Origin of the sequence: Pontibacter sp. BAB1700 (genome assembly GCF_000277005.1) — a bacterium.
GTDB classification, from domain to species: domain Bacteria; phylum Bacteroidota; class Bacteroidia; order Cytophagales; family Hymenobacteraceae; genus Pontibacter; species Pontibacter lucknowensis.
The window spans coordinates 45,814-67,661 of the sequence record NZ_AKIS01000084.1 but is presented as its reverse complement, the minus strand read 5'-3'; the positions used below and the strand labels follow the sequence as shown (position 1 = coordinate 67,661).

Below are 21,848 nucleotides of genomic sequence, written 5' to 3'. Positions count from 1 at the left end.
AATGCGTCCGGGATCATAAGCGGCCATCGTGGAAAGCACCGAGGTACCGTGCTGGCTGTGGCCGTAGACATTCGTCTTGTTCCCAACAAAATCGTAAGTGCCTTTGAGCTGACCGTTCTGGAAAAGGTGTGAGAAAGCACCGATGCTGTTCACCCCCGGAAAACCTGCGTCGAATACGGCAATGGTCATGCCTTCGCCTTGATACCCAGCCGCGTGTAGTTCAGGTATACCCAGCATGTTGGACTGGTGAAAGGATGGACCAAAATAAGAAGGGTCAAACGAAACCTTAGCAAGCGCCAGGCTATCGTTTGATTGCGTGGCTTTTTTATTTGAGGCAGGCAGGCGGTTGAGTTGCTGCGTACCCTTCACAAAGGCAAGTGTTTGTAACTCGGCCAGCTTTTGAGGAGAACATTGCACGACCGCCGCATTAAACCAGCGAGAGGTATAGAGCACTGTAGCACCTGACGCCTTCAGGCCGCTCACATACGACGGGTTGACCGGTAAGTCACGAACAGAAAGCGCTATCCCCTGCTTGCTGCGGCGTTCGATCGCCTTGGCAGAAAGGTATAGCGCTGGTTCTGCTATTGAATAAGGAGAATTGTCTTTGTCAGTGAAGAAGATCAAATGCTTCTGCTCTGTGCCGTCGCTTCCCTGCGCCCTTGTATGAAGGGCCATCGTCAGAAGTAAAACAAGCAGAAACAGATGCCGCATAAGCTTTAAAGTTTACCGTGCTCGATTAAGATTTCTTCCCGTTCATGGCCGCTTGCAATTTTAAACCCATCCACACAACCTACACCACTTGAACAGTTCTCGTAGTTGAGTCGGTCGGAAACACGATGCACCAGGCCTATACCTTCTGCATAAACTTCATAACGGTCATCGAGTTTAGTACTGTTTGTTAAGAACTTCTGAATTACAGTGGCTGTAGACGGATAGGTTTCTCCGGCTACTTCATAGCTCAACCCTACATTTTCATATACATAAACTTCCTTATTATCTCGCAATTTACCTTCAGTCACTTGCCACGTATTGTACAAATCGCCAACAAACTCTAATCCGTTCTTAACAGGAAATACAAGCTTCACGTATTTCGTATTGTCTTTGGTAAGCATGACCATTGTTGGGCTTTTAGCCGCTGTCATTACCGAATCATCTAACCATTCAGCAGTTGCTGACGGTCGTTTAGAACGAATAATCTTATAAACAAGCTGCCCCGTCTGGTCAATAAAGCTAGTATCTACCCGTTCCCTCAACTGATAGTTAAGATCGGAAGGTGTTTCACCGAAGTAGAGCGTTTCCTTCACATCATACACCCGATACAGTCCTACTTCCAGCGGATAATAGTCGTAGCCCATCGCCACAGGATCAGGGTCCTTGTATTTATTTTCGCAGCCAGCTACAAAGGCAGCCAGCACAACCAGGAGCAAGAGGGCTCTTCTCATTATTGCAACACGTTCAGGTTATAGTCTGAGTTATAGTTTGACTCGATCCAGCCGCCACCCACTACGTCGTTGCCTTCGTAGAATACGGCTGCCTGACCAGGAGCAATCGCATGCACACCACTCAGAAAGTGTACTTTCATCTTATCTCCTTCTTGCTCGATAATGGCCTCTGTACCCGGGTCGTTATACCTAACTTTCGTAATGGTAGGTATAGGCTGACCAATCAGGTTCTCATACTTCACCATGTTAAGCTTACCTACGGTCATCGCATTTTTGGCCAGGTCCTCATAGTTACCCAGTATTACGCGGTTAGTCTCTTTCTCAATGCGGGTCACATAAGCCGGAAAACCAAGTGCTATACCCAGGCCTTTGCGTTGCCCGATGGTATAAAACGGATAACCTTCATGCTTGCCTACTACAGTACCGTCCTCCAATACAAACTCACCGCCGGCTACCTGCTCTTCCAGTCCCTCAACACGGCGCTTCAGGAAGCCCCTGTAGTCGTTGTCAGGTATAAAGCATATCTCATAAGACTCCGGCTTATTCACCAGTTCCGTGAAGCCACGGTCCATGGCCATCTGTCGAATCTCCGTTTTACGCAGTTTTCCAAGTGGGAACATCGTACGACTCAGGCTCTCCTGCGAAATACCCCACAGCGCATACGACTGATCTTTGTTTTCGTCCAGACCTTTTGATATCACATAGCGGCCATTTTCTTCCCGGATGTTAGCATAGTGCCCGGTCGCGATAAAGTCACAGCCTAATTGATCGGCACGACGTAACAATGCATCCCACTTGATATGTGTGTTACACAACACGCATGGGTTTGGCGTACGGCCTGCAATGTATTCGTCTGTGAAGTGGTTGATCACATAGTCACCAAACTCTTCGCGTATGTCTATAATATAGTGCGGGAAGCCGAGCTGTACCGCTATGTTTCGGGCGTCGTTGATGGAGTCGAGGCTGCAACAACCAGTCTCCTTCTTGCTGGCGCCGCTCGATGCATAGTCCCAAGTTTTCATGGTCATACCCACCACTTCATAGCCTTGCTCGTGCAACATCACAGCCGCCACGGAGCTGTCTATGCCGCCGCTCATGGCTACCAATACCCTTCCTAACTTACTCATTTATCTTCAGAATTGTAATTCGAAATGCTATAATTTTTCTACAAAGATAGTAACATCGGGGCACTAATAAAGATTCAGCCTGGCAAATATTGTAGCAACAACTGTTTAAAAGACCCTGTTGCATTAAAAAAAACATTAAAAAATATGGCATCGTACCCGATAAGGAACTTACTTTGGAATTAAATAGGACTAACTCAACCGACCCGGTTTTAAAAAATAGATTGCTATGGGCTTACGTACCTCTGTAATAGTAAATGGTATTAACAATTTGAGTGATGCGCGTTACTGCGCCGGCATGGGCGTAGATATTATCAGCTTCAACCTGAAACTGGACGATAAGGAGCGTATGTCTTCTGATACGCTGAAGGAAATCGTAGGCTGGGTATCTGGCGTTAAGCTGGCCGGCGAATTCGAGCGTGCCAAGCCCGATATTATCAACCAGTATGCTGATGACTTCGGTCTGGATTACATTCAACTGGATACGCCCTACCTGATCGATGAGATCGAAGAGATTAACCGACCGGTAATTCAGAAGGTTTTTATCAATAAAGACACTGTAGAGAGCGAGCTGCTGGAGATGATGGAGCTGTACGGTCCATCTGTTGACAGCTTCCTGATCTACTCCTCAGATTTCGAAAACATAGACGATACCAATACCAAGTTCCTCAAGAATCTGGCAAAGCGCTTTCAGATATACCTGGGCTTCGGCGTGCATCGTCATAACATCAATGCGGTGCTAAAGGACATCAAACCTGCAGGCATTGGCCTACGCGGCGGTCACGAGATCAAACCAGGCCTGAAAGATTTTGACGAATTGCAGGAGATCTTCGAAGAAATAGAGGAAAACTAGGGAGTTAGAGAGTTTAGGTGTTTGAGAGTCTAAGAGTACAGTTTAGATCATACGTAACTAACTTTTCATACTCTCAAATCTTTTTGGCTAAACTTGGACACGAACTCAAAAAATCTATTCTTGAATAATAAAAACGGTCCGCTATACCTGAGTATGGCGGACCGTTCTGTTTTGGCTTACAGGTAATTCCATTTTGACACCTATACTTATACTTTAAACTGCAGGTATTTAATTGTAATTCCCTCAGCCAGGTACCGTTTCTCATAGGTGGTGTAGATGCCCATGGTATGCTCTTGCAAATCAGAATTGTATAGATCATGCGTATAGAGCAACTCTTTCGGATTACGCTCCTGGAGCACTTCCAGAGTATAGTCAAATAGCATCTGGTTGTCAGTCTTCAGGTGCAGAATTCCGCCTGGCTTTAGAATTTTAGCATACAAGTCCAGGAAACGCGGCGATGTGAGACGACGCTTGATGTCGCGGTCTTTCGGTCGTGGATCAGGGAAGGTAACCCATATTTCGTCTACCTCTCCTTCGGCAAAGTTGTCTTCCAGGTTCTCGATAAAGGTGCGCAGGAAAGCGACATTGTGCAGGTCTTCCTCTTCCGCCAGAGAGCTGCCTTTCCAGATACGTGCACCTTTGATATCGAGCCCCAAAAAGATTTTATCCGGAAACAGCCGTGCCATACCTACAGTATATTCACCGCGGCCACAACCGATCTCCAGGATCAGAGGCTTATCATTCTCGAAAAACTCATCCCGCCACTTGCCTTTCAATTGACCATAGAGTTCTCCTTCTGGTTCTATTACATTCTCACGCTCCGCTATGGCGGCAAACTTTGCTAATTTACTTCTTCCCATTATTATAGTTCGTCAATCTCTGCGACCACAAAGGTACTACCTCCAATAAAAATTACCTCATCCGGCTCCGCATTTCCCTTGGCAGCAGCGATGGCTTCGCTTACAGTTGCATAGGCTTCACCTCTCAGCCCGACCATTTTCGCTTTTTCCTGGAGCTCCAACACAGGCAACGCACGTGGTATCTGCGCCTGACAGAAATAATAGGTATACGCCTTCGGCAGAAGCTGCAGGATGGTCGTCACGTCCTTGTCGTTCACGGCACCAAAAACAAAGTGCACCTGCTTAGGTACTAAGGCTGCTAACTGAGTAAGTATTTGTTTAACCCCATCCACATTGTGTCCTGTATCACAAATAGTTAATGGTTGGTCACTCAACACCTGCCAGCGACCTTTCAGACCGGTAATCGTTTTAGTTTGGGCTATACCTTGGCGAATAGCATCTTCTGAAATAGTAAAGCCTCGCTCATGCAATAACAATAATGACTTGAGTACTCCGGGCAGGTTAAATTTCTGATATACCCCAGCCAGGTCAGACTGCAGGGACTGTAGCCAGCGATTGCCATACAGGTATACGTCATATACCTGCCCCTCCAAATGCTGATCTAACACCTGTACAGTGATGCTGTCGGTGGCAAAATAAAGCGGTGCCTGTTCAGTAACAGCCTTTTGCTCAAACACGTGCGTGATTTCTGACTGCTTAGTGCTGATCACAGCAGGTATATGGGGCTTGATGATACCAGCCTTCTCTCCTGCTATCTCTGCCAAAGTGTCTCCTAGCAGTGCCTGGTGGTCAAAGCCAATATTGGTGATCAGCGAAAGTTCCGGGGTGATGATATTTGTAGAATCGAGTCTCCCGCCCAGTCCTACCTCGATCACTGCAACATCCACCTGCTCGTCAGCAAAATACTGGAATGCCAGCGCCACCGTCATTTCAAAGAAGGAAGGCTTAACCTGCTCGAACAGGTCCTTGTGCTGCTCTACGAAAGAGATTAGGTAGTCCTGTGGCAGTTCGGCACCGTTCACACGCACCCTTTCAGTGAATGACTTGAGGTGCGGAGAGGTATAGAGGCCTGTTTTGTAGCCGGCGCTCTGCAGCACGGCAGCCAGCATATGGGAGCTGCTACCTTTGCCGTTGGTACCCGCCACGTGCACTGTCTTAAACTTGTGCTGCGGCTGCCCCAGTGCGTCACAGAGGGCTATAATGTTGTCGAGGCTCTTCTTAAAAGCAGCATTGCCGATGCGTTGAAACATCGGCAATTGCTGGTATAGGTAATCAAGACACTCTTGATAAGTCATGAAATCAATAGAAATTAGCGTGATCTGATCACAAAGGTAACAGTACCGGTGGCGCCTGTTGTGCTTCTGCCTCCACCCGTGCGGCTAAAGGTTGTTTTCTGAAGCTGCTCGCGGTACCACTTCTCTACGTGCGGTGAAACTGTGCTTTCCAGTCGGTCAATGCCGATCAGGTTGCCGTCAGCGTCGATACGGATGCGGAACTTCACAAAACCAGTTTCATTCTCGTAAGGGTCACGCTTAGGCGAGATGTCATAGCGCCAGCCGGCCATATCAAGACCGTCACCTCCGCCTCCACCGCCAGGCGTACCTCGTAATTTTTGGCAGTCATCTGACCGCGTGGGTCACCTTTATCGCCTACTTTGTTGGCATCGTCGCCATTGTTGTTGCCAGTAGCCTCGTTTGATGTGCCGGCTTTACCTGTACCCGTGCTTTCGGTAGGCTTGCCAGGGTATAGCGTACGTGGCTTCTCCGGCTCTGGCTTCTTAACCTCTTCCTTCGGCTGTTCTACCGGCTTCTTTACTTCTTCCACCTTAGGCGTAGGCTTCGGCTGAGGCTTTACTTCCTCTTTCACCGACACAGGCGATTCCACAGGGGCAGTTACCACCTTCGGGGTTTCTACAGGAGTGGGCGGTGTAGGAGTAGCCGCAGCTACTGGCTTAGGCTCAGGAAGCGGATCTGGCTGTGTTGGAGCAGGTTTGCTATCCTGGACGTTCTTCGACTCATTCGGAGTAGCCTTCGACTGCACGTCGCCGCTGCCCATGGCGTCAGTGCCATAGTTTATCTCAATACCGATCTCCTCGTCCGGGTTGCCAGGGGCACCATTCCAGGCCAGCAGGAAAAAGAGCAGCAATAGAATGATGATGTGCAGGGTAATACTAATCCCTGCAGCAATCTTCTTATTCTTTTCCTCTTCCTGTGATAATGCTATCTCCATGTGTAATTCAATACTACTTTGTAGGCTCAGTGGCCAAAGTTACTTTCGCTTTCAGGCTGGCAGCTATACCTGCCACCTTGGCCAGATACTCCACCGGCACGGTCTTGTCTACGTTCAACACCACCACGCCTTCTTCTGTTCCCTGCAAAAGTGCTGCCAACTGTGACTCTAGCTGCGACTCGTCTATTTGCTTACCGTTCAGAAAATACTGTATGTCTTTTGTAATCGTGATGTTTACCTTCTCCATCACGATGTTAGACACCTTGCTGGAAGGCAAGCTAACCGGCAGGCCGGTTGGCGTCACAAAGTTTGAGGTAAGCATGAAGAAAATAAGCAACAGGAAGATAATGTCCGTCATAGAGGACATGTTGAAATCGGGGTTGATCCTGTTTTTGGAGCGTAAATTCATGCTTAAAGTTGTGGTTCTTGTAACAGATCAATGAATTCAATAGAAGAGTATTCCATGGCGTGTACGATGTTATCGATCTTTGACACCAGGTAGTTGTACCCTACGTAAGCTGGCAGACCGATCATCAGACCAGTAGCTGTTGTTACCATCGCCTGGTAGATACCGGCTGACAGCAACTGCGGACTAACAGAACCTTCGGCCTGCGCAATGGCGATGAAGGCCTGGATCATACCGGTTACCGTACCCAGGAAGCCCAGCATCGGGGCAGCACCTGCAATAGTAGCCAGGGCAGCCAGGTTGCGCTCCAGTCGGCTGATCTCGATCTTGCCCACGTTCTCAATAGAGGTCTCAATGTTCTTGAGTGGGTTACCGATGCGGCTCACCCCTTTGCCCAACATGCGGGATACTGGTGTGTTGGTTTGCGCGCACAGCATACGGGCACCATTGATGTCGCCAGCCAGCACCATGCTCTTGATGCGATCACTGAAACCATCCGGGTTTTTGGCAGCCTTCTTAAGCGTCAGGTAGCGCTCAAAAAAGATGTAAACGGCAGCTAGGGACAAAAGCAGCAGTGGGATCATGGCCCAACCACCCGCCATCGCCAGGTCCAGTAAGGATACCGAGCTTTCCGCTGTTTCTGCTCCATCAGCCAACATAGAAGTCGTGTCAGCAGGAGTTGTCGTAATTTGTAAGAAGAGAGATGTCATGTTAATTATTAAAAACCCAAATATTGTCTCCGAATGTTTGTCTGTATGTGTTCATGGCAGCCTGCGCCTCCTCTGCAGATGCAAAGTCAGCGACAGATACTTTAAAGAGCCTGCTGCCTTTGCCAGGCTCCAAAACTTTGGCCTCGTGGCCGAACTCCGCAATTTCCTGACGGCTGAACTCTGCGTTCAGCATACGGGCATAACCGCCTGTGATAATATAAAAGCGACCATCTTTTCCGCTTATCGTTGTACTGGCAGGTGCCGGTGCAGCTACTTCCGCAACAGGCTCGTCTTTATCATTAACGATTTCATCTGCAGCATATTGGGTTTCGGAGTCAGAAGTACTGATTGAGGCATCACCCCAGGCATTAGCTTCATTATCTATACCTGCCTCCGCTGCATCAAATGCACCGATTCCAGCATCTTGTCCTAAGGTGGCTTCGTTCTGAACAGGTACTGTAATTGCTGTCTGCTCAGTTGCCGCCTGCTGATCTCCATTGATCAGCGAAATCGGATTCAGACTGCTTAGGTTATAGTCCGTTTGCAGGGAAAGCATGTAAAGTGTTGCTCCAACCAAACCAGTTAAGGCCAGTCCTGCTGCTACGTGGTAGGCGCGCTTCAGACGGGCTTTGAATGGCTTCCTGGCAGGTGCTGCCTCTGCTGCCTGGCGCTCCTTGATCAGGGTGCGCAGGACTGCCGGCTCTTCATGACGAATTGGTCTGGCAACAATCTCAGGCAGACCGAAGCTTGCTTCCAACAGGTTGTCGCCTTCTGTGTAATCAAACACCAACTTTCGTTCATGGTTGTATTTGAACACGCCAATATCGGTCAGCTCAAACCGTTGCTCACTATCCAACCGGTTACGAACTTCATGCACAAAAGACATAACCAGTTGCCTGGCCTCTTCTTTAGTAATGTTGTTGGTATAGGCGATGGTGCTGATGAGCAGACCATCGTTCAGAACCAGCTTTTCATTGAAAGCAATTTTTTTGGACGGTGGCACCAGCGTATGCTTCACCGGATTGATCCGGGCAGGCACATAGCGCGTGATCAACCCGCCAAAATCAGGTATGATCACGCAGTCGTGATTGTAGAGCAGGTGCTTGATGTGCTTTTCTACCATAGGCACTTAGAATGAATAAGAGACGCCTCCTATCAGGTTTATACTTTTGTTCGGGTAATTTACAAACCTTTCGTACTTCTGCGCAAACAAATTATTTACCATCAGGAAAGTCGTGAATCTGTTGGAGAATTTATAATCCGCCTTCAGATTCAGGTCCACGATCGTATCTGTCTCCCGCAGCACAAATGTGCCGCCAGGACGGGTAATGCGCCCGAAAGAACTCCCAATATAGTAAAGTTCTGAATTAAAGAGAATCTTATCATAGAAGTTGTAGGTGGCAAAAACACTTGCCATCAACTCCGGACGGTGAAACGGCTGTTCTAAGGTAGCTGTGCTATATTTGTTATAATCAGCCTTTAATCCTATGCGCAGTTCGTCTGAATAATTAAAGGTGGCTTCACCATAAATATTCAAAACATTTGTCACGCCGTCATCATACACCAGGTCAAACTTGGTTGAGTCAAGTGCAGAGTTGTTGTAGAAGTACATGTTGCGGAAGTTCTGGTAGGCCACACGACCTGTCAGGTGCACAAAGTTGGCAATATTGGCCTGCATACCACCGTATACCTCCAGTCCTTTGTTCTGATCAGCCACTCTTACATTCGGCGCCAGGAATGGGTTTTCCTGTGTCAGCTGATATAAAGTAACTCTTTGCAGATCTCCCCCTATACCTGCGTAGATCAATAGGTTATCCTTGATAGGCTCTACTCCTACACGTACTGTCGGGTATACATTGAACTTGCGTGCGTCATTCACAGTGTCGCCTGTGTAAGCGACATTGACTCCAATCGATAGACGGATCGCATTCAATTGACGCTCGTACTGCGGATGAAGTTTAAACATGGTACGGCCTACAGAAGCAGAGTCTTTATGCGACACCACTGACAGGTCAGCATCAACTTTGAAAGCGGACACATCATCTAGGCCATACTCGGTGTTCAACTTAGCTGCGATGTTTGTCTCCCGCATGTCGTAGCGGTCGTTCAGATAGTTCACGTTCAATCCGGCTCTGAACAGAAGCGGCATACCTGCTCCGTGGTTATGCATATACCCTTCGGCATTTACGCGGTTGAATACCTGGCTGATGGTATCGCGGTCTACGGTCGTTTCCTGTACCGGGCTGTATCCGTAGAAGTGATACTTGTCGCGTCCGTAGCCAAGTTTACCACCCAATGTGAGGCCTTGCAGGTAGCTCTCACCGTTCAGATTGATTGCCGAATTAGTCACAGCTGAATTACGGCCGTCAACCGGTCCTCTGGCGGAAGTGATATGACTGACATCAGCTCCATAGGAAGCCACATTACTGCGCTTGTTGTGGAAATAGCCTTTGAGGTATAACGTACCGTAGTTGCCTATACCTGCTTTGACATAATTGCCGTACAGTTTGGTCAGTTCGTCCTGTTTGATGGTGAGCACGCGCACCTGCAGGTTCACATCCTGATCCTCGAGGCGGTAATCATTGAAACGATAGCGCACATTGCGTTCGCCCGGCTCTGGCTGCACCACTGCAAATTTCTGGTAGTTGCGCGAAGCTCTCGGCAGTTCGATCTTGCGATCCTTTTCTACCACTACTTCTGCATCCTGCAGTTTGGCACCTTCGCCCCAGCCTGTTGTCTGTGCCTGGGCGTTGTTCATAAAGCTGTATCCAGCACACAGCACAATCACTGCTATGGAAGCCTTTTTCAATCTATTCTTCATGTTGATGTTTCTCTTCAAGATGCATTATCTTTTTCTTCCCTTCACGGTGTCAGCCGGGGCCGTACTCGGTGCACCACCCAATTTAGCCAGCTTCTGCTTTGCCTCTGCCACAATTTCGGGCACTGGTGAGTGCTCAATGATAGAGTTAAGTGTTGAAGTTGCCTGGAAAGTTTCGTTCTGCGCCACATAGTTATCAGCGATGATCAGGAAGGACTTACCCAGCCAGAAGTCGTAGCTGGAGAACTTCGTGTTGAAGTCAAACGCTACATCGATTGACTCAGCATATTTCTTCTGCTTATACAGAATCTCGGCTACCAGGTACTGTGCCTCTGCTCCATTTTCGTCAGTCGCTGACGCAGCTGTTTCACGAAGCTCTTTCAGGGCCTGATCCAGGTTGCTTCGGCATAGGTCGCTTTACCTTTGTAGAGCTGTGCAGTATTGAAAACGTAAAGCGCGGAATTACCCTGACTGATCAGCTCGTTGGCAATCCGTTTCGAAGCTGCATAGTCTTTTGACAGGAAGTGGCTCTTCATCAGGCCAGTCAGTGCGGTTTGCTGCTCACGGCGGTTAATGGCCGTGTCGCGCAGGCGGCTGTAGTACTTAATCGCTTCCGCGTAGTTCTTATTCTCAAACTCCGCATCAGCCACTTTTTGGATAGCACGGTTCACGTACTCGCTCTTGTTCTCCTCTACTACAGCTTTCATGCGCTGCAAGCCCTGCTCCGTCTGATTGGTGCGCAGATAAGAATCTGCCAGGAAGTAACGGGCATCGCTTACAAAAGGACTGTTCGGATAAGTTTTCAGATAAGTCTCCAGTTTAGTCAGCGCCTGGTCGTATTTCTCGTTGAAATAAAGCGTTTTAGAAGCTTCGAATTCAATGCTTTCTAAAGCATTACTTTCCGGATTCGCTGTTCTGAATTTCTCTGCGTAGGTGTCAAATTCACTGCTGCGGTTCTGAGTAGCCAGTACCTCCTGCAGACTGTAAAGTGAACCGCTGGCAGAACGTGAGTTCGGGAATTCGTCGAGTACTCGCTTATAGTCTGCAGCAGCTTCTGCATTCTTGCCCAGGTTAGCATAGGCTATACCTCGTTTCTCCAGCGCATTCGGCACCAGGCGGCTTTGCGGCCTGCTCTGAATAAGCGCCGTAAAACCTGATACAGCCGACTCGTAATTGCCTGATTCGAACTCAATGATAGCACGTTGATAAATGGCAGGCTCTACGTAGCGCGACTTCTGGTACTGGCTGTACACGGTCTGCAGATTCTGCTTCGCCGCTTCCTTGTTGCCCATCAGACTCAGCACGATACCCTTCTGGAAGTATACATAGTCTTTGTCATTGGAGTTAGAAGCCAGTACTTTGTCGTAAAGCGCCAGGGCAGGCGCATACTGCTTGTTCACATAATGCAGGTCAGCCAGTCGCATCATGGCATCGTAGTGGTTCGGATCGCTTGTACTGGTACCGTCCACATAAGCCTTGAAGTGCGGTATCGCTTTGTCGTACTCCTTGTTATTGTAGTAGGCGTAGCCTATACCGTAGCGCGACTTCATGTAGTACTCAGACTTACGGGCCTCACTGTTACGGAACACAGCCGCGTAACTGTTGATGGCATCCACGTAACGCTGCCCCATAGAGTAAGCCTCGCCTTTCACAAAGTGGCTGGCTGCTGTGATTTCCTTATCGTATGGATACTGCAGCGATTTGTCCAGCATGGAAACCGCCGTCGGGAATTTGCCTTCGTTGAAGAGGTTTACGCCGTACAGGTGCGTCATGCGCTGGTAAGTTTCCAGTATCTTATAGCTCTTGTTCGGCATGCTCTCAATATGACGAATAGCCTCCGAGTAGTTATTTGAATTAAAATACGCCTCTGTCAGCAGGTTGTCAACGTCAGCGGCATGTTCTGACTTAGGAAATTGCTCGTTGAAATTCTGCAGGGAGTTGAACACGTCACGGAAGTTACCCAGTTCGTAGCTTACCTGCGCAAACTTAACGGTGGACGCTTCGGTGATGGTTTTGTCCTGGTCATTTTTGCGGGCCTGGTCAAAAGCGGTCAGGGCATACTGCTTGTTGTCTTCACGCAGATAGCTCATACCTAAGTAATAAGCAGCATTCTGACCGAGGGCGTCTTTCTTGCTCGCTACTTCTTTGAAATTGGCAATCGCATTTTTAAAGTTACCGTTCTTGTAGTCAGTATAGGCGATCTTGTACTGGATCACCGGATCCAGCTTGCGCTTACCCTGCGCATACTGGCTGAAGTACTGTTCAGCTTTTTTGTACTCAGCACGCTGATAATAGGCATCGCCCACCAACAGGGCAATTTCATCAGCCTGTTGTACCTGAGGGGTTTTAGCCAGGGCTGCCTCTCCGTATCGGATCACTTCGAAAATATCATGCTCCTTATACAGAATCTCGGTGATCATGTAAGGCACTATCTGCGCATAGGCTTCATTCTTTTCGGCGATCAATAGGTCCGCTTTCGCAGCGTCATAATCACCTTCTCGGTAAGCTATATAGCCCGCGTAATAGTTTGAAGCATAGGCAAAACGGTGTTCATCTTCTCTAAAGCCAGTTGTCTTATTCTTGTCGAACCAGATCTTGGCGTTTTTGAAATCCTTGTTGGCGAAATAAGAATAGCCGAGTTTAAACTCCAGCTCTTTGTTCTGCTTGATACTCAGAAGATGTACAGGCGCATTCTCCAGCTTCTCCACCGCCTTCTTATAATCCTTGTTCTCAAAGTAGTACAGACCCAGCTCGTAATTAGCCAGGGCCGTCTTCGGGTGAGTCGGGAATTTGCGCGTAAAATTGAGGATCAACTGTTCAGCGTCCGGGTGTAACAGGTATAGCCCGCTCAGTGCATAGTAGTATTGCGCGTCGGCCGTCTTGGCATCGTCACCGATCAGGTTGATGTACTTGCGGAAGGCCTCCTGGGCCGCTCCGTATTTGGCTCGGTCAAACAACTCCACGCCTTCATGGTAGTGCTTGTCTTTTGCGGTGAACACCTGTGTGTGCTGGGCCACCGCTATGTGGCTTCCTCCAGCCAAAACCGATGCCAGCGCTACTTTATAGGCTATCTTCATATGTATCTTACTGCTCGCTTTTGAGCTATTCTTATGACTTAATCTTAGAAAACAGGTATACGCACCAGACGGCGCTATGCCTTGCAGGCAAACTCAAAGTTAGTTAAAATTCGATAACCGCACGAACCATAGGCGATAAACATCCTGCCGAAAAGGGCTGACGCACACCTCACACCTTTATACAATGCAGCAGCAATAGCAAATATTGTGCTGATCGTGTGAAATTGTACTCAATGATAGGCTAAAGTTCGCGGCACCGGGTGCAATATCTTGAACACCAGCTCTTTTAAAATTTCAGATTCACTCATATCGCCACCGCTTATGCCCTTCACCTGCAGATCGGCCACCCGGATATGATGAATGATATCCACGACACGCACCAGCGGGAACACCCGAAGCGCCTGCATGTACTCTTTTACCAGGAAACCACGATTGCCCAGACTCTTCCTCACGCCGGATTCTGACTTGTCGGCAGACTGGTGCAGGGTCAAAAGCTTGGTGAAAAACGTAAAGAGCAGGCTCAGGTTAGGTATAAGCGGATTATTTTTGGGATTAGCCTCAAAATACTGGATGATCCGGTTGGCCTTGAGCGCATCCTGGGCAATGAGCGCCGACTGGAGCTCGAAGATGTTGTATTCTTTGCTGATGCCAACGTTCTCCTGCACCACCCGCTCGTCTATCGCCTGCCCTGGTTTCAGGTTGATCAGCAGCTTATCAATCTCGTTTGCCTGCCGCGAAAGGTCTGCCCCAATAAACTCACTAAGCAGCATCACCGCTTTAGGGCTTATCTGAAGGCCTTTGCTTTTCACATACCCTGTGATCCAGGCGGGTATCTGGTTATCGTAAAGCTTTTTGGTCGTGAGCAGCACGGCGTGTTTCTGTACAGCTTTGCCTAAAGCCTTGCGCCCGTCCAGGGTTTTATGCTTATGGCAAAATACCAGTATGGTAGAAGGCAGTGGGTTCTGCAGGTATGCCTCCAGCTGTTTCATGCCTTCCTCCCGCTCCAGGTCCACAATGCTCTGCGCCTCCTTCACAATCACGACCTGGCGCTCCGCCATCATCGGGAAGCGCTTGGCTTGCAGCAATACCGTAGCCACATCTACATCCTTGCCGTATATTACCACCTGGTTGAAGCCCTTTTCGTGCTCCTGCAGGGCGTGTGCCTCTATAAAATCGGCAATCTGGTCAATATAGAAAGGCTCCTCTCCCTGCAAAAAATACACAGGGGCAAACTGCCTCTTCTTTAATTGCTCCATAATGCCCTCTGGGGTGTGCGACATGCTGTTTGAAAGGTATAGATTGGTGGTCGTTCAGGTATACAGACATCAAATATACTGGTATCTGCGCTGCAAATGAAAGGCTGAAGTGCCAAAAAAAGAATAAAATCCAATATATTCTGACTGTCCTGAATATTGTCTAATTTTATACAGTGAACACCTATCTGCTCTTTGTCGACACCGAAACCTCGGGTTTGCCCAAGGACTGGAGTATGCCTTATTCAGCACGCGACAACTGGCCTCACATCGTACAGGTCGCCTGGGAAGTCTATACCCGGCAAGGAGAGTTCGTTAAGTCTGAAAACTTCTATATCAAGCCCTCAAACTACGAAATGAATGCCGTTTCTGAACGCATACATGGCATCAGCCTTGAGTTTCTGGAAATGAATGGAACAGGGCGCTACGAAGCCTTACACCTGCTGCAGCAGGACCTAATTCACTATCAGCCATTGGTCGTGGGGCATTTTATGCAGCTCGACTACAAAATGCTGGGCCTGGGCTTTTACAGAGCAGGCTTAGACAACCCGCTGGAGCATCTGCCTACTTTCTGCACAATGCTTGCCACCAACCATTTTGTCCGTGAGGCAAGGCATCGCCATATGCGATTGGGAGAGCTGCACATGCGCCTGTTCGGCGAACCCCTTCAAAATGAACATGATGCACGGAGCGACGCGCATGCTACGGCACGCAGTTTCTTTGAACTATGGCGCAGAGGTGATATTGACGAACAAACTGTGCAACTTCAGCAGGAACCTCCTCCGCCACAGCCACTCCGCCGCAGGCCGCGCAGTCATCGTCGAAGATTGTTGCATTTTGTCGTATTCCTGCTCCTTGTTTTCATCCTATACCTGATCGCTTTGTTACTGACATGAACCCAAAATACGAATTCCTGAAAACTGTAAAACCTTTTAACCTCTTGCCGGACGAGGTATTACAGGGCATTGCTGAGCTGCTGGAGGAAGTGCACTACCCAAAAGAGCAAATCCTATACCTGCAGAATGAATCAAAATTGCGTGGCGTCGATCTGATTGTACAGGGGGAGTATGAAGTGTTCTTCTACGACAGTGAACAGAATAAGCGGCTGGCAGCAACTTACGGTGGCGGCTACTGCTACGGTGGAACCTCCATATTGCTTAATCGCCGTCGCTCTTTCCGCACCGTCATCTGCCGGAAAGGCACGCTCGTCTATACCTTACACCGAAAAGAATTTCTGGCACTGTGCCGGACTTATGAGGCATTCCTTCATTATTTCACTGCGGAGTACGGCCGCCGTATGCTCAACGAGGAATATGCCACTTTATAAGGCCTTCGCGCATACAGCCCGAAAACAACATCGCCGCCGATCAGCTCTATTCCCGCAAACTGGAGACGCTGGAGTACCGCGCTATTGTGTCCTGCCCTGACAGCACCCCTGTTGCCGAGGCCGCGCAAATAATGGTAAACCAGAAAGTAAGCTGCCTTTTCGTGAAAAACGATCAGGACCAGATCACCGGCTACATTACAGACCTGACCCTGCGCAATAATGTGCTTGCCAAACTAATCCCTTATACCCAGCCAGTGCGCGATGTAATGGATCAGCCATTATCTCGATCGATGCGCAGGCTTATATCTATGAAGCAGTCTTGCTCATGTTCCAAACCCGCGCCCGGTATCTGCTGATTTCAGAGGGAAATGACTATACCGGTTTTATCAGTCGAAATAAACTGCTGAGTAGCCTGGCCCAGTCGCCCTTTATGTTCATACAGTCGGTTAAACTGGCTCGCAGCGTGCCTGAGTTGAAGCAGCGCTGGCAGAAAGTACCCGAACAGGTATACCAACTGCTCAACCGGGGCGTGAAATCTGAGATCGTGAACCAGGTGATCACCACCGTAGCCGACACAATTGCCATCAACGTCATCGAAGGTGTGATCGCAGAAATGGGGCCACCGCCCGCCAGGTTCGTGTTCATGGTGCTGGGCAGCGAGGGCCGGAAAGAGCAGACCCTGCGCACCGACCAGGACAATGCCATCATTTATGAAGACAAGGCCAACGAGCAGCGCGAGATAGTGCGTGAGTACTTTCTGGCCTTCGCCTCCACCGTTTCGGAGCGGCTCGACCACATTGGCTTCAGTTTCTGTGAAGGGGGTTTTATGGCGAAAAACTCAAAATGGACCCACTCCCTCTCCCACTGGAAGCGCAACTACAGCAACTGGCTGCAAGAGTCTGATCCGGAGGCGGTTCTGAAAGTAGCCACCTTCTTTGACTGCCGCTTCCTGTATGGTGAACAAGGTATAATGGATGAACTGAAAGCGTTTCTGCATCAGGAACTGGAGAGACCCAAGCATACCTTTCTTCACCACATGGCACAGAACGCCCTGCAGTACGAACCGCCGCTTACGTTCTTCAATAACATCAGAACATTCAGCAAAGGCAGTCAGCAGGTGTTCAATCTGAAAAAGACCATGACTCCGATCGTGGACCTGGTAAGGGCTTATGCGCTACGCAACCGTATTTTTCTCACCAACACCGGCGAGCGACTGGAGGCACTGGCACAAATGGGCACTTTCACCGAGAAAGAGCGACAGGAGCTGCTGCAGGCCTATTATTACCTGATGGGTATGCGCCTCCGGAAGCAGGCCATCCAGATCATCGACGACCGGAAAGAACCCGACAACCTGCTCGACCCTAAATCGCTCACTAAAATTGAGCAGGTCACGCTGAAGGAGATCTTCAAGGTCATTAGTGGTTTTCAAACTAAAATAAAGGTGGGCTTTATGGAATCGCTCCACTAGAAACACACACATCAACAGGAAAGAAAACTATGCAATTCAGTCTTCGGTCAGGTATAGCCCTGCTTCTACTGATCTGGTTTGGCGCTAATCTGACAGCCCATGGGCAAGCCACAAACCCCGTGTATGTTGACAAGCAAGGTGTGCTGCGCTGGCAGAAAGGCAATGCCGAGGCTAATTTCTTTGGCGTCAACTATACTGTGCCCTTCGCTTATGGCTACCGTTCACACAAAGCTTTAGGTATAGACCCTGAAAAAGCTATTGACCAGGATGTTTACCACATGGCGCGGCTTAGTTTCAATGCCTTTCGGGTACACGTCTGGGATACCGAAATCAGCGACTCGCTGGGTAATTTGCTGGAGAACGAACACCTGCGCCTGTTTGACTACCTGATCTCCAAGTTGAAGGAGCGGAACATCAAAGTCCTGATCACGCCTATCGCTTTCTGGGGGCCTGGCTACCCCGAGCCGGATTACAAAACAGGCGGCTTCTCGAGTATTTACAACAAGCAGCAGGCCGTAACGGAAGAGGCCGCTTTCAAAGCGCAGGAACGCTACCTGAAGCAGTTTTTTCAGCATGTTAACCCTTATACCAAGACCTCTTACCAGGACGACCCCGATGTGATCGCAGCGGAGGTGAACAACGAACCGCACCACACCGGTCCGAAAGAGCGGGCTACGGAATACATCAACCGCATGGTAAAAGCCATTCGTGGCACAGGCTGGACCAAACCGATCTTCTACAACATCAGCGAATCACCGCGTTACGCCGATGCGGTAGCCAAAGCCAACATCGACGGGGTAAGCTTTCAGTGGTACCCGACTGGGTTGGTGGCGAACCGCACCTTGCAGGGCAATTACCTGCCCATGTGGACAGGTATAGCATCCCATTCGACACCATACCTGCCTTTACTGGCAAAGCCCGCATGGTCTACGAGTTCGACGCAGGAGATATCACCTCTCCAACCATGTACCCGGCGATGGCCCGCAGCTTTAGGGATGCGGGATTTCAGTGGGCCACGCAGTTCGCCTACGACCCCATGGCAACAGCTTATGCCAACACCGAGTACCAGACACACTACGTCAATCTGGCCTATACCCCCGAAAAAGCCATCAGTCTGTTGATTGCCTCGAAAGCTTTCCAGAAACTGCCACGATTGAAAAACTACGGCTCCTACCCTGCTGACAGCGTTTTCGATGCCTTCCGGGTGAGCCACAAGCAACAGCTGAGTGAGATGAATACACCACAGGAGTTTTATCACGCCGGCCCGACAAGCACTACCCCTGTAAGTCCTAACAAGCTGCTACGATTGGCAGGTGTAGGCAATTCCCCTGTTGTGCACTATGGTGGCCGCGGCGCCTACTTCCTGGACAAGCTGGAGAACGGGGTATGGCGGCTCGAAGTGATGTCCGATGCTATACCTGTCAGCGATCCCTTCGCGAAGCTTCGCCGCAGAAAGAGGTAGTCCGCATACAGTGGCGAGCTCATACCATGCAGGTGCGTCTCCGTGATCTGGGAGAGACCTTTACCGTTGATGCATTAAATGAAGGCAACAGGTATAGCACGAAAGCTTCCCGGGGAAATTTCACCATACAGCCGGGTACCTACCTGCTAACCAGAAGCGGCAAAAGGTATAAACAAAGCCAAAGCAGCCTTCACAACTTGCAGCTTGGGGAGTTTGTTGCTCCACAGCCAAGGTCTGATGCCCCTACCGTATTCCATCAACCAAAGCAGGAAGTAACAGCTAACAAGTCACTATCTATCAACGCTGTAATAGCAGGCATAGCGTCCGGTGACAAGGTAACACTGCTGATGAACAACTTTTCCGGCGTTTGGAAAACAATTGAGATGCAGGAGAAGAATGCGTATACCTGGCAAGCTGAGGTGCCAGCCGATATCCTGACGCCTGGGTTGGTGCAGTACCGTATTTCGGTGCAGAAAGGACAGGATGACTACACCACATTCCCCGGCGGGCAAAAAGGCAATCCCCATGCCTGGGACTTTTACCAGCAGGACTACTGGCAGATGCGGGTAGCCGCCGAAAACAGTGCGCTGGAACTTTTCAATGCTGCACAGGATCGTAACCTGGTGGTATTCCCGAACCTGTGGCGCCCGGAGGAGCGACAACTCATTACAACTGAAACACCGGGTCAGATGGCGATCAGACTGAGTCGACCGAACTTAAAAGAAGGAGAACCTATTATTGCCTGGCAGCACTTCGTCGGCGATAAGTTGCAGAACAGGCAAACTGAGCTAGGGGATTTCAAGCGTATCGTAGTGAAGGCACGGACAGAAAAAAGTGCACCCTTGCAAATGAAAGTCACCTTGATCACCAAAGACGCAGCGGCCTATTCCGCCACAGTAAAGCTCAATCAGCAACAGCAGGATATTGAGATACCACTGGAATCACTCCGGCCGGATAGTTTTATCCTGCTGCCAAGGCCATACCCTGGCTTCCATCCTTTCCGCTTTAAATCCGCCTCGGCTGGAAAATTTGATCTTAGCCAGGTCGAGAAAATAGAGATTTCCATTGGGGAAGGGATAGCGCCTGAAGCTTTTGGACAAGCCCATACCTTTGAGGTGACTTCCATCTGGCTCATGCGTTAAGGACTTACAGGCCGTTAATCTGCCAACTCTTTCCTATATTTGCCCTGAACAGACGATTTTTTAGGCTTACATGAATCTGATAGAAGAATTAAGATGGAGAGGCATGCTCCACGATTTCATGCCTGGTACAGAAGAACAGCTTGCTTCTGGCATGACAACGGGCTACATCGGTTTTGACCCGACGGCGTCCTCCCTGCACATCGGCAACCTGGCCACCATTATGCTGCTGGTGCATCTGCAGCGTGCGGGCCACAAGCCAATCGCGCTGGTAGGCGGTGCCACCGGCATGATTGGCGACCCATCGGGCAAATCAGCGGAGCGCAATCTGTTGGACGAAGCGACCTTGCAGGCCAACCAGGCAGGTATACGCAAGCAGCTTGAGAAATTCCTGGACTTCAATTGCGGCGACAACGCTGCCGAGATCGTGAACAACTACGATTGGTTTAAAGAGTTCAGCTTCCTGGGCTTCCTGCGTGAAGTGGGCAAGCACCTTACCGTGAACTACATGATGGCCAAGGACTCGGTGAAGAAGCGTATCAGCGCAGACGAAGAAGGCAACCGTGCTGAAGGTCTTTCCTTTACTGAATTCTCTTACCAGCTTATACAAGGCTACGATTTTTACCATCTGTACAAGAACAAGAACGTGCGTCTGCAAATGGGCGCCTCTGACCAGTGGGGAAATATCACCACTGGTACTGAGTTGATCCGCCGTATCGACGATGGCAAAGCTTTCGCACTGGTAGGTAAATTGGTGACCAAATCGGATGGTACTAAATTTGGCAAGTCCGAGGGTGGTAACGTATGGCTCGACCCGGCTTATACCTCACCTTACAAGTTTTACCAGTTCTGGCTCAACCTGTCGGATGAAGAGGCTGAGAAGCTGATCAAGTATATACGCTACTGCCACAGGACGAAATTGAACGCCTGACGGAAGAGCACAAACAGGCTCCTCACCTGCGTGTACTGCAAAAAGCCCTGGCTAAAGATGTTACAATTCGCGTTCATTCCGAAGAAGACTACAATTCAGCAGTAGATGCGTCTGAAATTTTATTTGGAAAAGGCGATTTAGAGACGCTAAAAGGCCTAAAAGAGGATGTTTTGCTATCTGTTTTCGAGGCGTACCGCAAATAGAAGTAAGCCGTGGAAACTACGAAGGAGCAGCTACGGTAAGCGATTTACTTTCTGACGTGACGGGAGGCCAGATTTTCGAATCGAAGGGCGAAGCCAAGCGCATGATCAAGAATGGAGGCGTCAGTATCAACCGTCAGAAAATTCAGGCACGGAAGAGCCAGTAAACTACGAGCTGCTACAGGAGAAATACCTGGTCATTCAGAAAGGAAAGAAAAACTATTTCCTAGTGTCAGTTAACTAACTAATTAACAGTTACTTATAAACAAAAAAGGTGATCTTTTCAGATCACCTTTTTTGTTGCTATTGCTTAAACAGTTACTTATTTCTTCTCAGTAGTGCTGTTTTTCATGTCCTGAACTTCCTTACGGATGTCCTGAGCCATGTTTTTCAGGTCCTGCATGCCTTTACGTACGCGAGTACCGGCAGCTGCATTGTTCTTGTCGTAGAATTTTTCGAAGTCAGCTTCCAACGACATTACAAGGTCCTTGAGTTTGCCAAAGTTGTTGTTCATTTGAGGTGTTTATTATAGTGAAACATTTGTTTTTA

General features: G+C 49.2%; 22 protein-coding genes and 2 pseudogenes. 9 read left to right on the top strand and 15 right to left on the bottom strand.

Annotated features, from left to right (window positions below; translation table 11 throughout):
* From O71_RS10820 to mnmA, 3 genes and pseudogenes are all read right to left on the bottom strand, one after another.
* A pseudogene (locus O71_RS10820) lies at positions 1 to 711 on the bottom strand (peptidase S8); the annotation flags it as partial.
* 5 nt (positions 712 to 716) lie between these two features.
* Positions 717 to 1,442 carry a hypothetical protein gene (locus tag O71_RS10815; protein WP_007656477.1) on the bottom strand — a complete coding sequence of 242 codons (726 nt, stop codon included), beginning with the start codon at positions 1,440 to 1,442 and terminating at the stop codon, positions 717 to 719.
* Complete coding sequence (gene mnmA / locus O71_RS10810) at positions 1,442 to 2,569, bottom strand: tRNA 2-thiouridine(34) synthase MnmA (RefSeq protein WP_007656475.1); 1,128 nt, start codon at positions 2,567 to 2,569, stop codon at positions 1,442 to 1,444. Before mnmA ends, O71_RS10815 begins: the two co-directional genes overlap by 1 nt.
* A 226-nt stretch (positions 2,570 to 2,795) precedes the next feature.
* On the opposite strand from mnmA, the gene O71_RS10805 reads away from it, so the two are divergent.
* Positions 2,796 to 3,419, top strand: a complete 624-nt coding sequence (locus O71_RS10805) for a hypothetical protein (protein WP_007656473.1) — start codon at positions 2,796 to 2,798, stop codon at positions 3,417 to 3,419.
* 206 nt (positions 3,420 to 3,625) lie between these two features.
* On the opposite strand, the gene trmB is transcribed toward O71_RS10805, so the two are convergent.
* The 11 genes from trmB to holA all read right to left on the bottom strand — a co-directional run bounded on the left by trmB (position 3,626) and on the right by holA (position 14,799).
* Positions 3,626 to 4,279, bottom strand: coding sequence for a tRNA (guanosine(46)-N7)-methyltransferase TrmB (gene trmB / locus O71_RS10800; RefSeq protein WP_007656472.1), 654 nt, complete (start codon positions 4,277 to 4,279; stop codon positions 3,626 to 3,628).
* Between the two features lie 2 nt (positions 4,280 to 4,281).
* Complete coding sequence (locus O71_RS10795; RefSeq protein ID WP_007656471.1) at positions 4,282 to 5,529, bottom strand: folylpolyglutamate synthase/dihydrofolate synthase family protein; 1,248 nt, start codon at positions 5,527 to 5,529, stop codon at positions 4,282 to 4,284.
* A gap of 59 nt (positions 5,530 to 5,588) precedes the next feature.
* A complete protein-coding gene (locus tag O71_RS10790; RefSeq protein ID WP_007656470.1) occupies positions 5,589 to 5,780 on the bottom strand; it encodes a hypothetical protein in 192 nt (63 codons plus the stop codon).
* Positions 5,777 to 6,508 (bottom strand): hypothetical protein, encoded by a 732-nt coding sequence (locus O71_RS10785; protein ID WP_007656469.1) that lies wholly within the window; start codon positions 6,506 to 6,508, stop codon positions 5,777 to 5,779. The genes O71_RS10790 and O71_RS10785 overlap by 4 nt, the downstream gene beginning before the upstream one ends.
* 13 nt (positions 6,509 to 6,521) lie before the next feature.
* Positions 6,522 to 6,917 carry a biopolymer transporter ExbD gene (locus tag O71_RS10780; RefSeq protein WP_007656468.1) on the bottom strand — a complete coding sequence of 132 codons (396 nt, stop codon included), beginning with the start codon at positions 6,915 to 6,917 and terminating at the stop codon, positions 6,522 to 6,524.
* Between the two features lie 2 nt (positions 6,918 to 6,919).
* A complete protein-coding gene (locus O71_RS10775) occupies positions 6,920 to 7,573 on the bottom strand; it encodes a MotA/TolQ/ExbB proton channel family protein (RefSeq protein ID WP_007656466.1) in 654 nt (217 codons plus the stop codon).
* Between the two features lie 52 nt (positions 7,574 to 7,625).
* A complete protein-coding gene (locus O71_RS10770) occupies positions 7,626 to 8,747 on the bottom strand; it encodes an HU family DNA-binding protein (protein ID WP_040574178.1) in 1,122 nt (373 codons plus the stop codon).
* A gap of 6 nt (positions 8,748 to 8,753) precedes the next feature.
* Positions 8,754 to 10,463, bottom strand: a complete 1,710-nt coding sequence (locus O71_RS10765) for a TonB-dependent receptor (protein WP_007656458.1) — start codon at positions 10,461 to 10,463, stop codon at positions 8,754 to 8,756.
* A 6-nt stretch (positions 10,464 to 10,469) separates the two neighbouring features.
* Positions 10,470 to 10,631, bottom strand: coding sequence for a hypothetical protein (locus O71_RS23870; RefSeq protein ID WP_155800799.1), 162 nt, complete (start codon positions 10,629 to 10,631; stop codon positions 10,470 to 10,472).
* A gap of 191 nt (positions 10,632 to 10,822) precedes the next feature.
* Complete coding sequence (locus tag O71_RS10760; RefSeq protein ID WP_007656456.1) at positions 10,823 to 13,519, bottom strand: tetratricopeptide repeat protein; 2,697 nt, start codon at positions 13,517 to 13,519, stop codon at positions 10,823 to 10,825.
* 230 nt (positions 13,520 to 13,749) lie between these two features.
* Complete coding sequence (gene holA, locus O71_RS10755) at positions 13,750 to 14,799, bottom strand: DNA polymerase III subunit delta (RefSeq protein ID WP_007656454.1); 1,050 nt, start codon at positions 14,797 to 14,799, stop codon at positions 13,750 to 13,752.
* 149 nt (positions 14,800 to 14,948) lie between these two features.
* Here holA and O71_RS10750 point away from each other — a divergent pair, with 149 nt between their 5' ends.
* From O71_RS10750 to tyrS, 8 genes and pseudogenes are all read left to right on the top strand, one after another.
* A complete protein-coding gene (locus O71_RS10750; protein WP_007656450.1) occupies positions 14,949 to 15,668 on the top strand; it encodes a 3'-5' exonuclease in 720 nt (239 codons plus the stop codon).
* Complete coding sequence (locus tag O71_RS24635) at positions 15,665 to 16,099, top strand: cyclic nucleotide-binding domain-containing protein (protein WP_007656449.1); 435 nt, start codon at positions 15,665 to 15,667, stop codon at positions 16,097 to 16,099. Before O71_RS10750 ends, O71_RS24635 begins: the two co-directional genes overlap by 4 nt.
* 161 nt (positions 16,100 to 16,260) lie before the next feature.
* Positions 16,261 to 16,455: a hypothetical protein gene (locus tag O71_RS25600; protein WP_237717808.1), complete on the top strand. Its 195-nt coding sequence runs from the start codon at positions 16,261 to 16,263 to the stop codon at positions 16,453 to 16,455.
* Positions 16,425 to 17,567 carry a DUF294 nucleotidyltransferase-like domain-containing protein gene (locus O71_RS10745; RefSeq protein WP_237717805.1) on the top strand — a complete coding sequence of 381 codons (1,143 nt, stop codon included), beginning with the start codon at positions 16,425 to 16,427 and terminating at the stop codon, positions 17,565 to 17,567. The genes O71_RS25600 and O71_RS10745 overlap by 31 nt, the downstream gene beginning before the upstream one ends.
* Before the next feature lie 29 nt (positions 17,568 to 17,596).
* Positions 17,597 to 18,688 carry a cellulase family glycosylhydrolase gene (locus tag O71_RS24630; RefSeq protein ID WP_051017745.1) on the top strand — a complete coding sequence of 364 codons (1,092 nt, stop codon included), beginning with the start codon at positions 17,597 to 17,599 and terminating at the stop codon, positions 18,686 to 18,688.
* A complete protein-coding gene (locus O71_RS24625) occupies positions 18,604 to 19,029 on the top strand; it encodes a hypothetical protein (RefSeq protein WP_202800219.1) in 426 nt (141 codons plus the stop codon). Before O71_RS24630 ends, O71_RS24625 begins: the two co-directional genes overlap by 85 nt.
* Before the next feature lie 26 nt (positions 19,030 to 19,055).
* Positions 19,056 to 20,171: a hypothetical protein gene (locus tag O71_RS24620; protein WP_051017743.1), complete on the top strand. Its 1,116-nt coding sequence runs from the start codon at positions 19,056 to 19,058 to the stop codon at positions 20,169 to 20,171.
* A 70-nt stretch (positions 20,172 to 20,241) separates the two neighbouring features.
* A pseudogene (tyrS, locus tag O71_RS10735) lies at positions 20,242 to 21,543 on the top strand (tyrosine--tRNA ligase).
* Between the two features lie 78 nt (positions 21,544 to 21,621).
* On the opposite strand, the gene O71_RS10730 reads toward tyrS, so the two are convergent.
* Positions 21,622 to 21,813 carry a histone H1 gene (locus O71_RS10730; RefSeq protein WP_007656445.1) on the bottom strand — a complete coding sequence of 64 codons (192 nt, stop codon included), beginning with the start codon at positions 21,811 to 21,813 and terminating at the stop codon, positions 21,622 to 21,624.
* Positions 21,814 to 21,848 lie beyond the last annotated feature (35 nt).

Coding starts and splice junctions, on each gene's coding strand:
- O71_RS10815 (WP_007656477.1), bottom strand. CDS start 1,442: ATGAGAAGAGCCCTCTTGCTCCTGGTTGTGCTGGCTGCCTTTGTAGCT.
- mnmA (WP_007656475.1), bottom strand. CDS start 2,569: ATGAGTAAGTTAGGAAGGGTATTGGTAGCCATGAGCGGCGGCATAGAC.
- O71_RS10805 (WP_007656473.1), top strand. CDS start 2,796: ATGGGCTTACGTACCTCTGTAATAGTAAATGGTATTAACAATTTGAGT.
- trmB (WP_007656472.1), bottom strand. CDS start 4,279: ATGGGAAGAAGTAAATTAGCAAAGTTTGCCGCCATAGCGGAGCGTGAG.
- O71_RS10795 (WP_007656471.1), bottom strand. CDS start 5,529: ATGTTTCAACGCATCGGCAATGCTGCTTTTAAGAAGAGCCTCGACAAC.
- O71_RS10785 (WP_007656469.1), bottom strand. CDS start 6,508: ATGGAGATAGCATTATCACAGGAAGAGGAAAAGAATAAGAAGATTGCT.
- O71_RS10780 (WP_007656468.1), bottom strand. CDS start 6,917: ATGAATTTACGCTCCAAAAACAGGATCAACCCCGATTTCAACATGTCC.
- O71_RS10775 (WP_007656466.1), bottom strand. CDS start 7,573: ATGTTGGCTGATGGAGCAGAAACAGCGGAAAGCTCGGTATCCTTACTG.
- O71_RS10770 (WP_040574178.1), bottom strand. CDS start 8,747: ATGGTAGAAAAGCACATCAAGCACCTGCTCTACAATCACGACTGCGTG.
- O71_RS10760 (WP_007656456.1), bottom strand. CDS start 13,519: ATGAAGATAGCCTATAAAGTAGCGCTGGCATCGGTTTTGGCTGGAGGA.
- holA (WP_007656454.1), bottom strand. CDS start 14,799: ATGTCGCACACCCCAGAGGGCATTATGGAGCAATTAAAGAAGAGGCAG.
- O71_RS24635 (WP_007656449.1), top strand. CDS start 15,665: ATGAACCCAAAATACGAATTCCTGAAAACTGTAAAACCTTTTAACCTC.
- O71_RS10745 (WP_237717805.1), top strand. CDS start 16,425: ATGTTCCAAACCCGCGCCCGGTATCTGCTGATTTCAGAGGGAAATGAC.
- O71_RS24630 (WP_051017745.1), top strand. CDS start 17,597: ATGCAATTCAGTCTTCGGTCAGGTATAGCCCTGCTTCTACTGATCTGG.
- O71_RS24625 (WP_202800219.1), top strand. CDS start 18,604: ATGGCAACAGCTTATGCCAACACCGAGTACCAGACACACTACGTCAAT.
- O71_RS24620 (WP_051017743.1), top strand. CDS start 19,056: ATGCAGGTGCGTCTCCGTGATCTGGGAGAGACCTTTACCGTTGATGCA.
- O71_RS10730 (WP_007656445.1), bottom strand. CDS start 21,813: ATGAACAACAACTTTGGCAAACTCAAGGACCTTGTAATGTCGTTGGAA.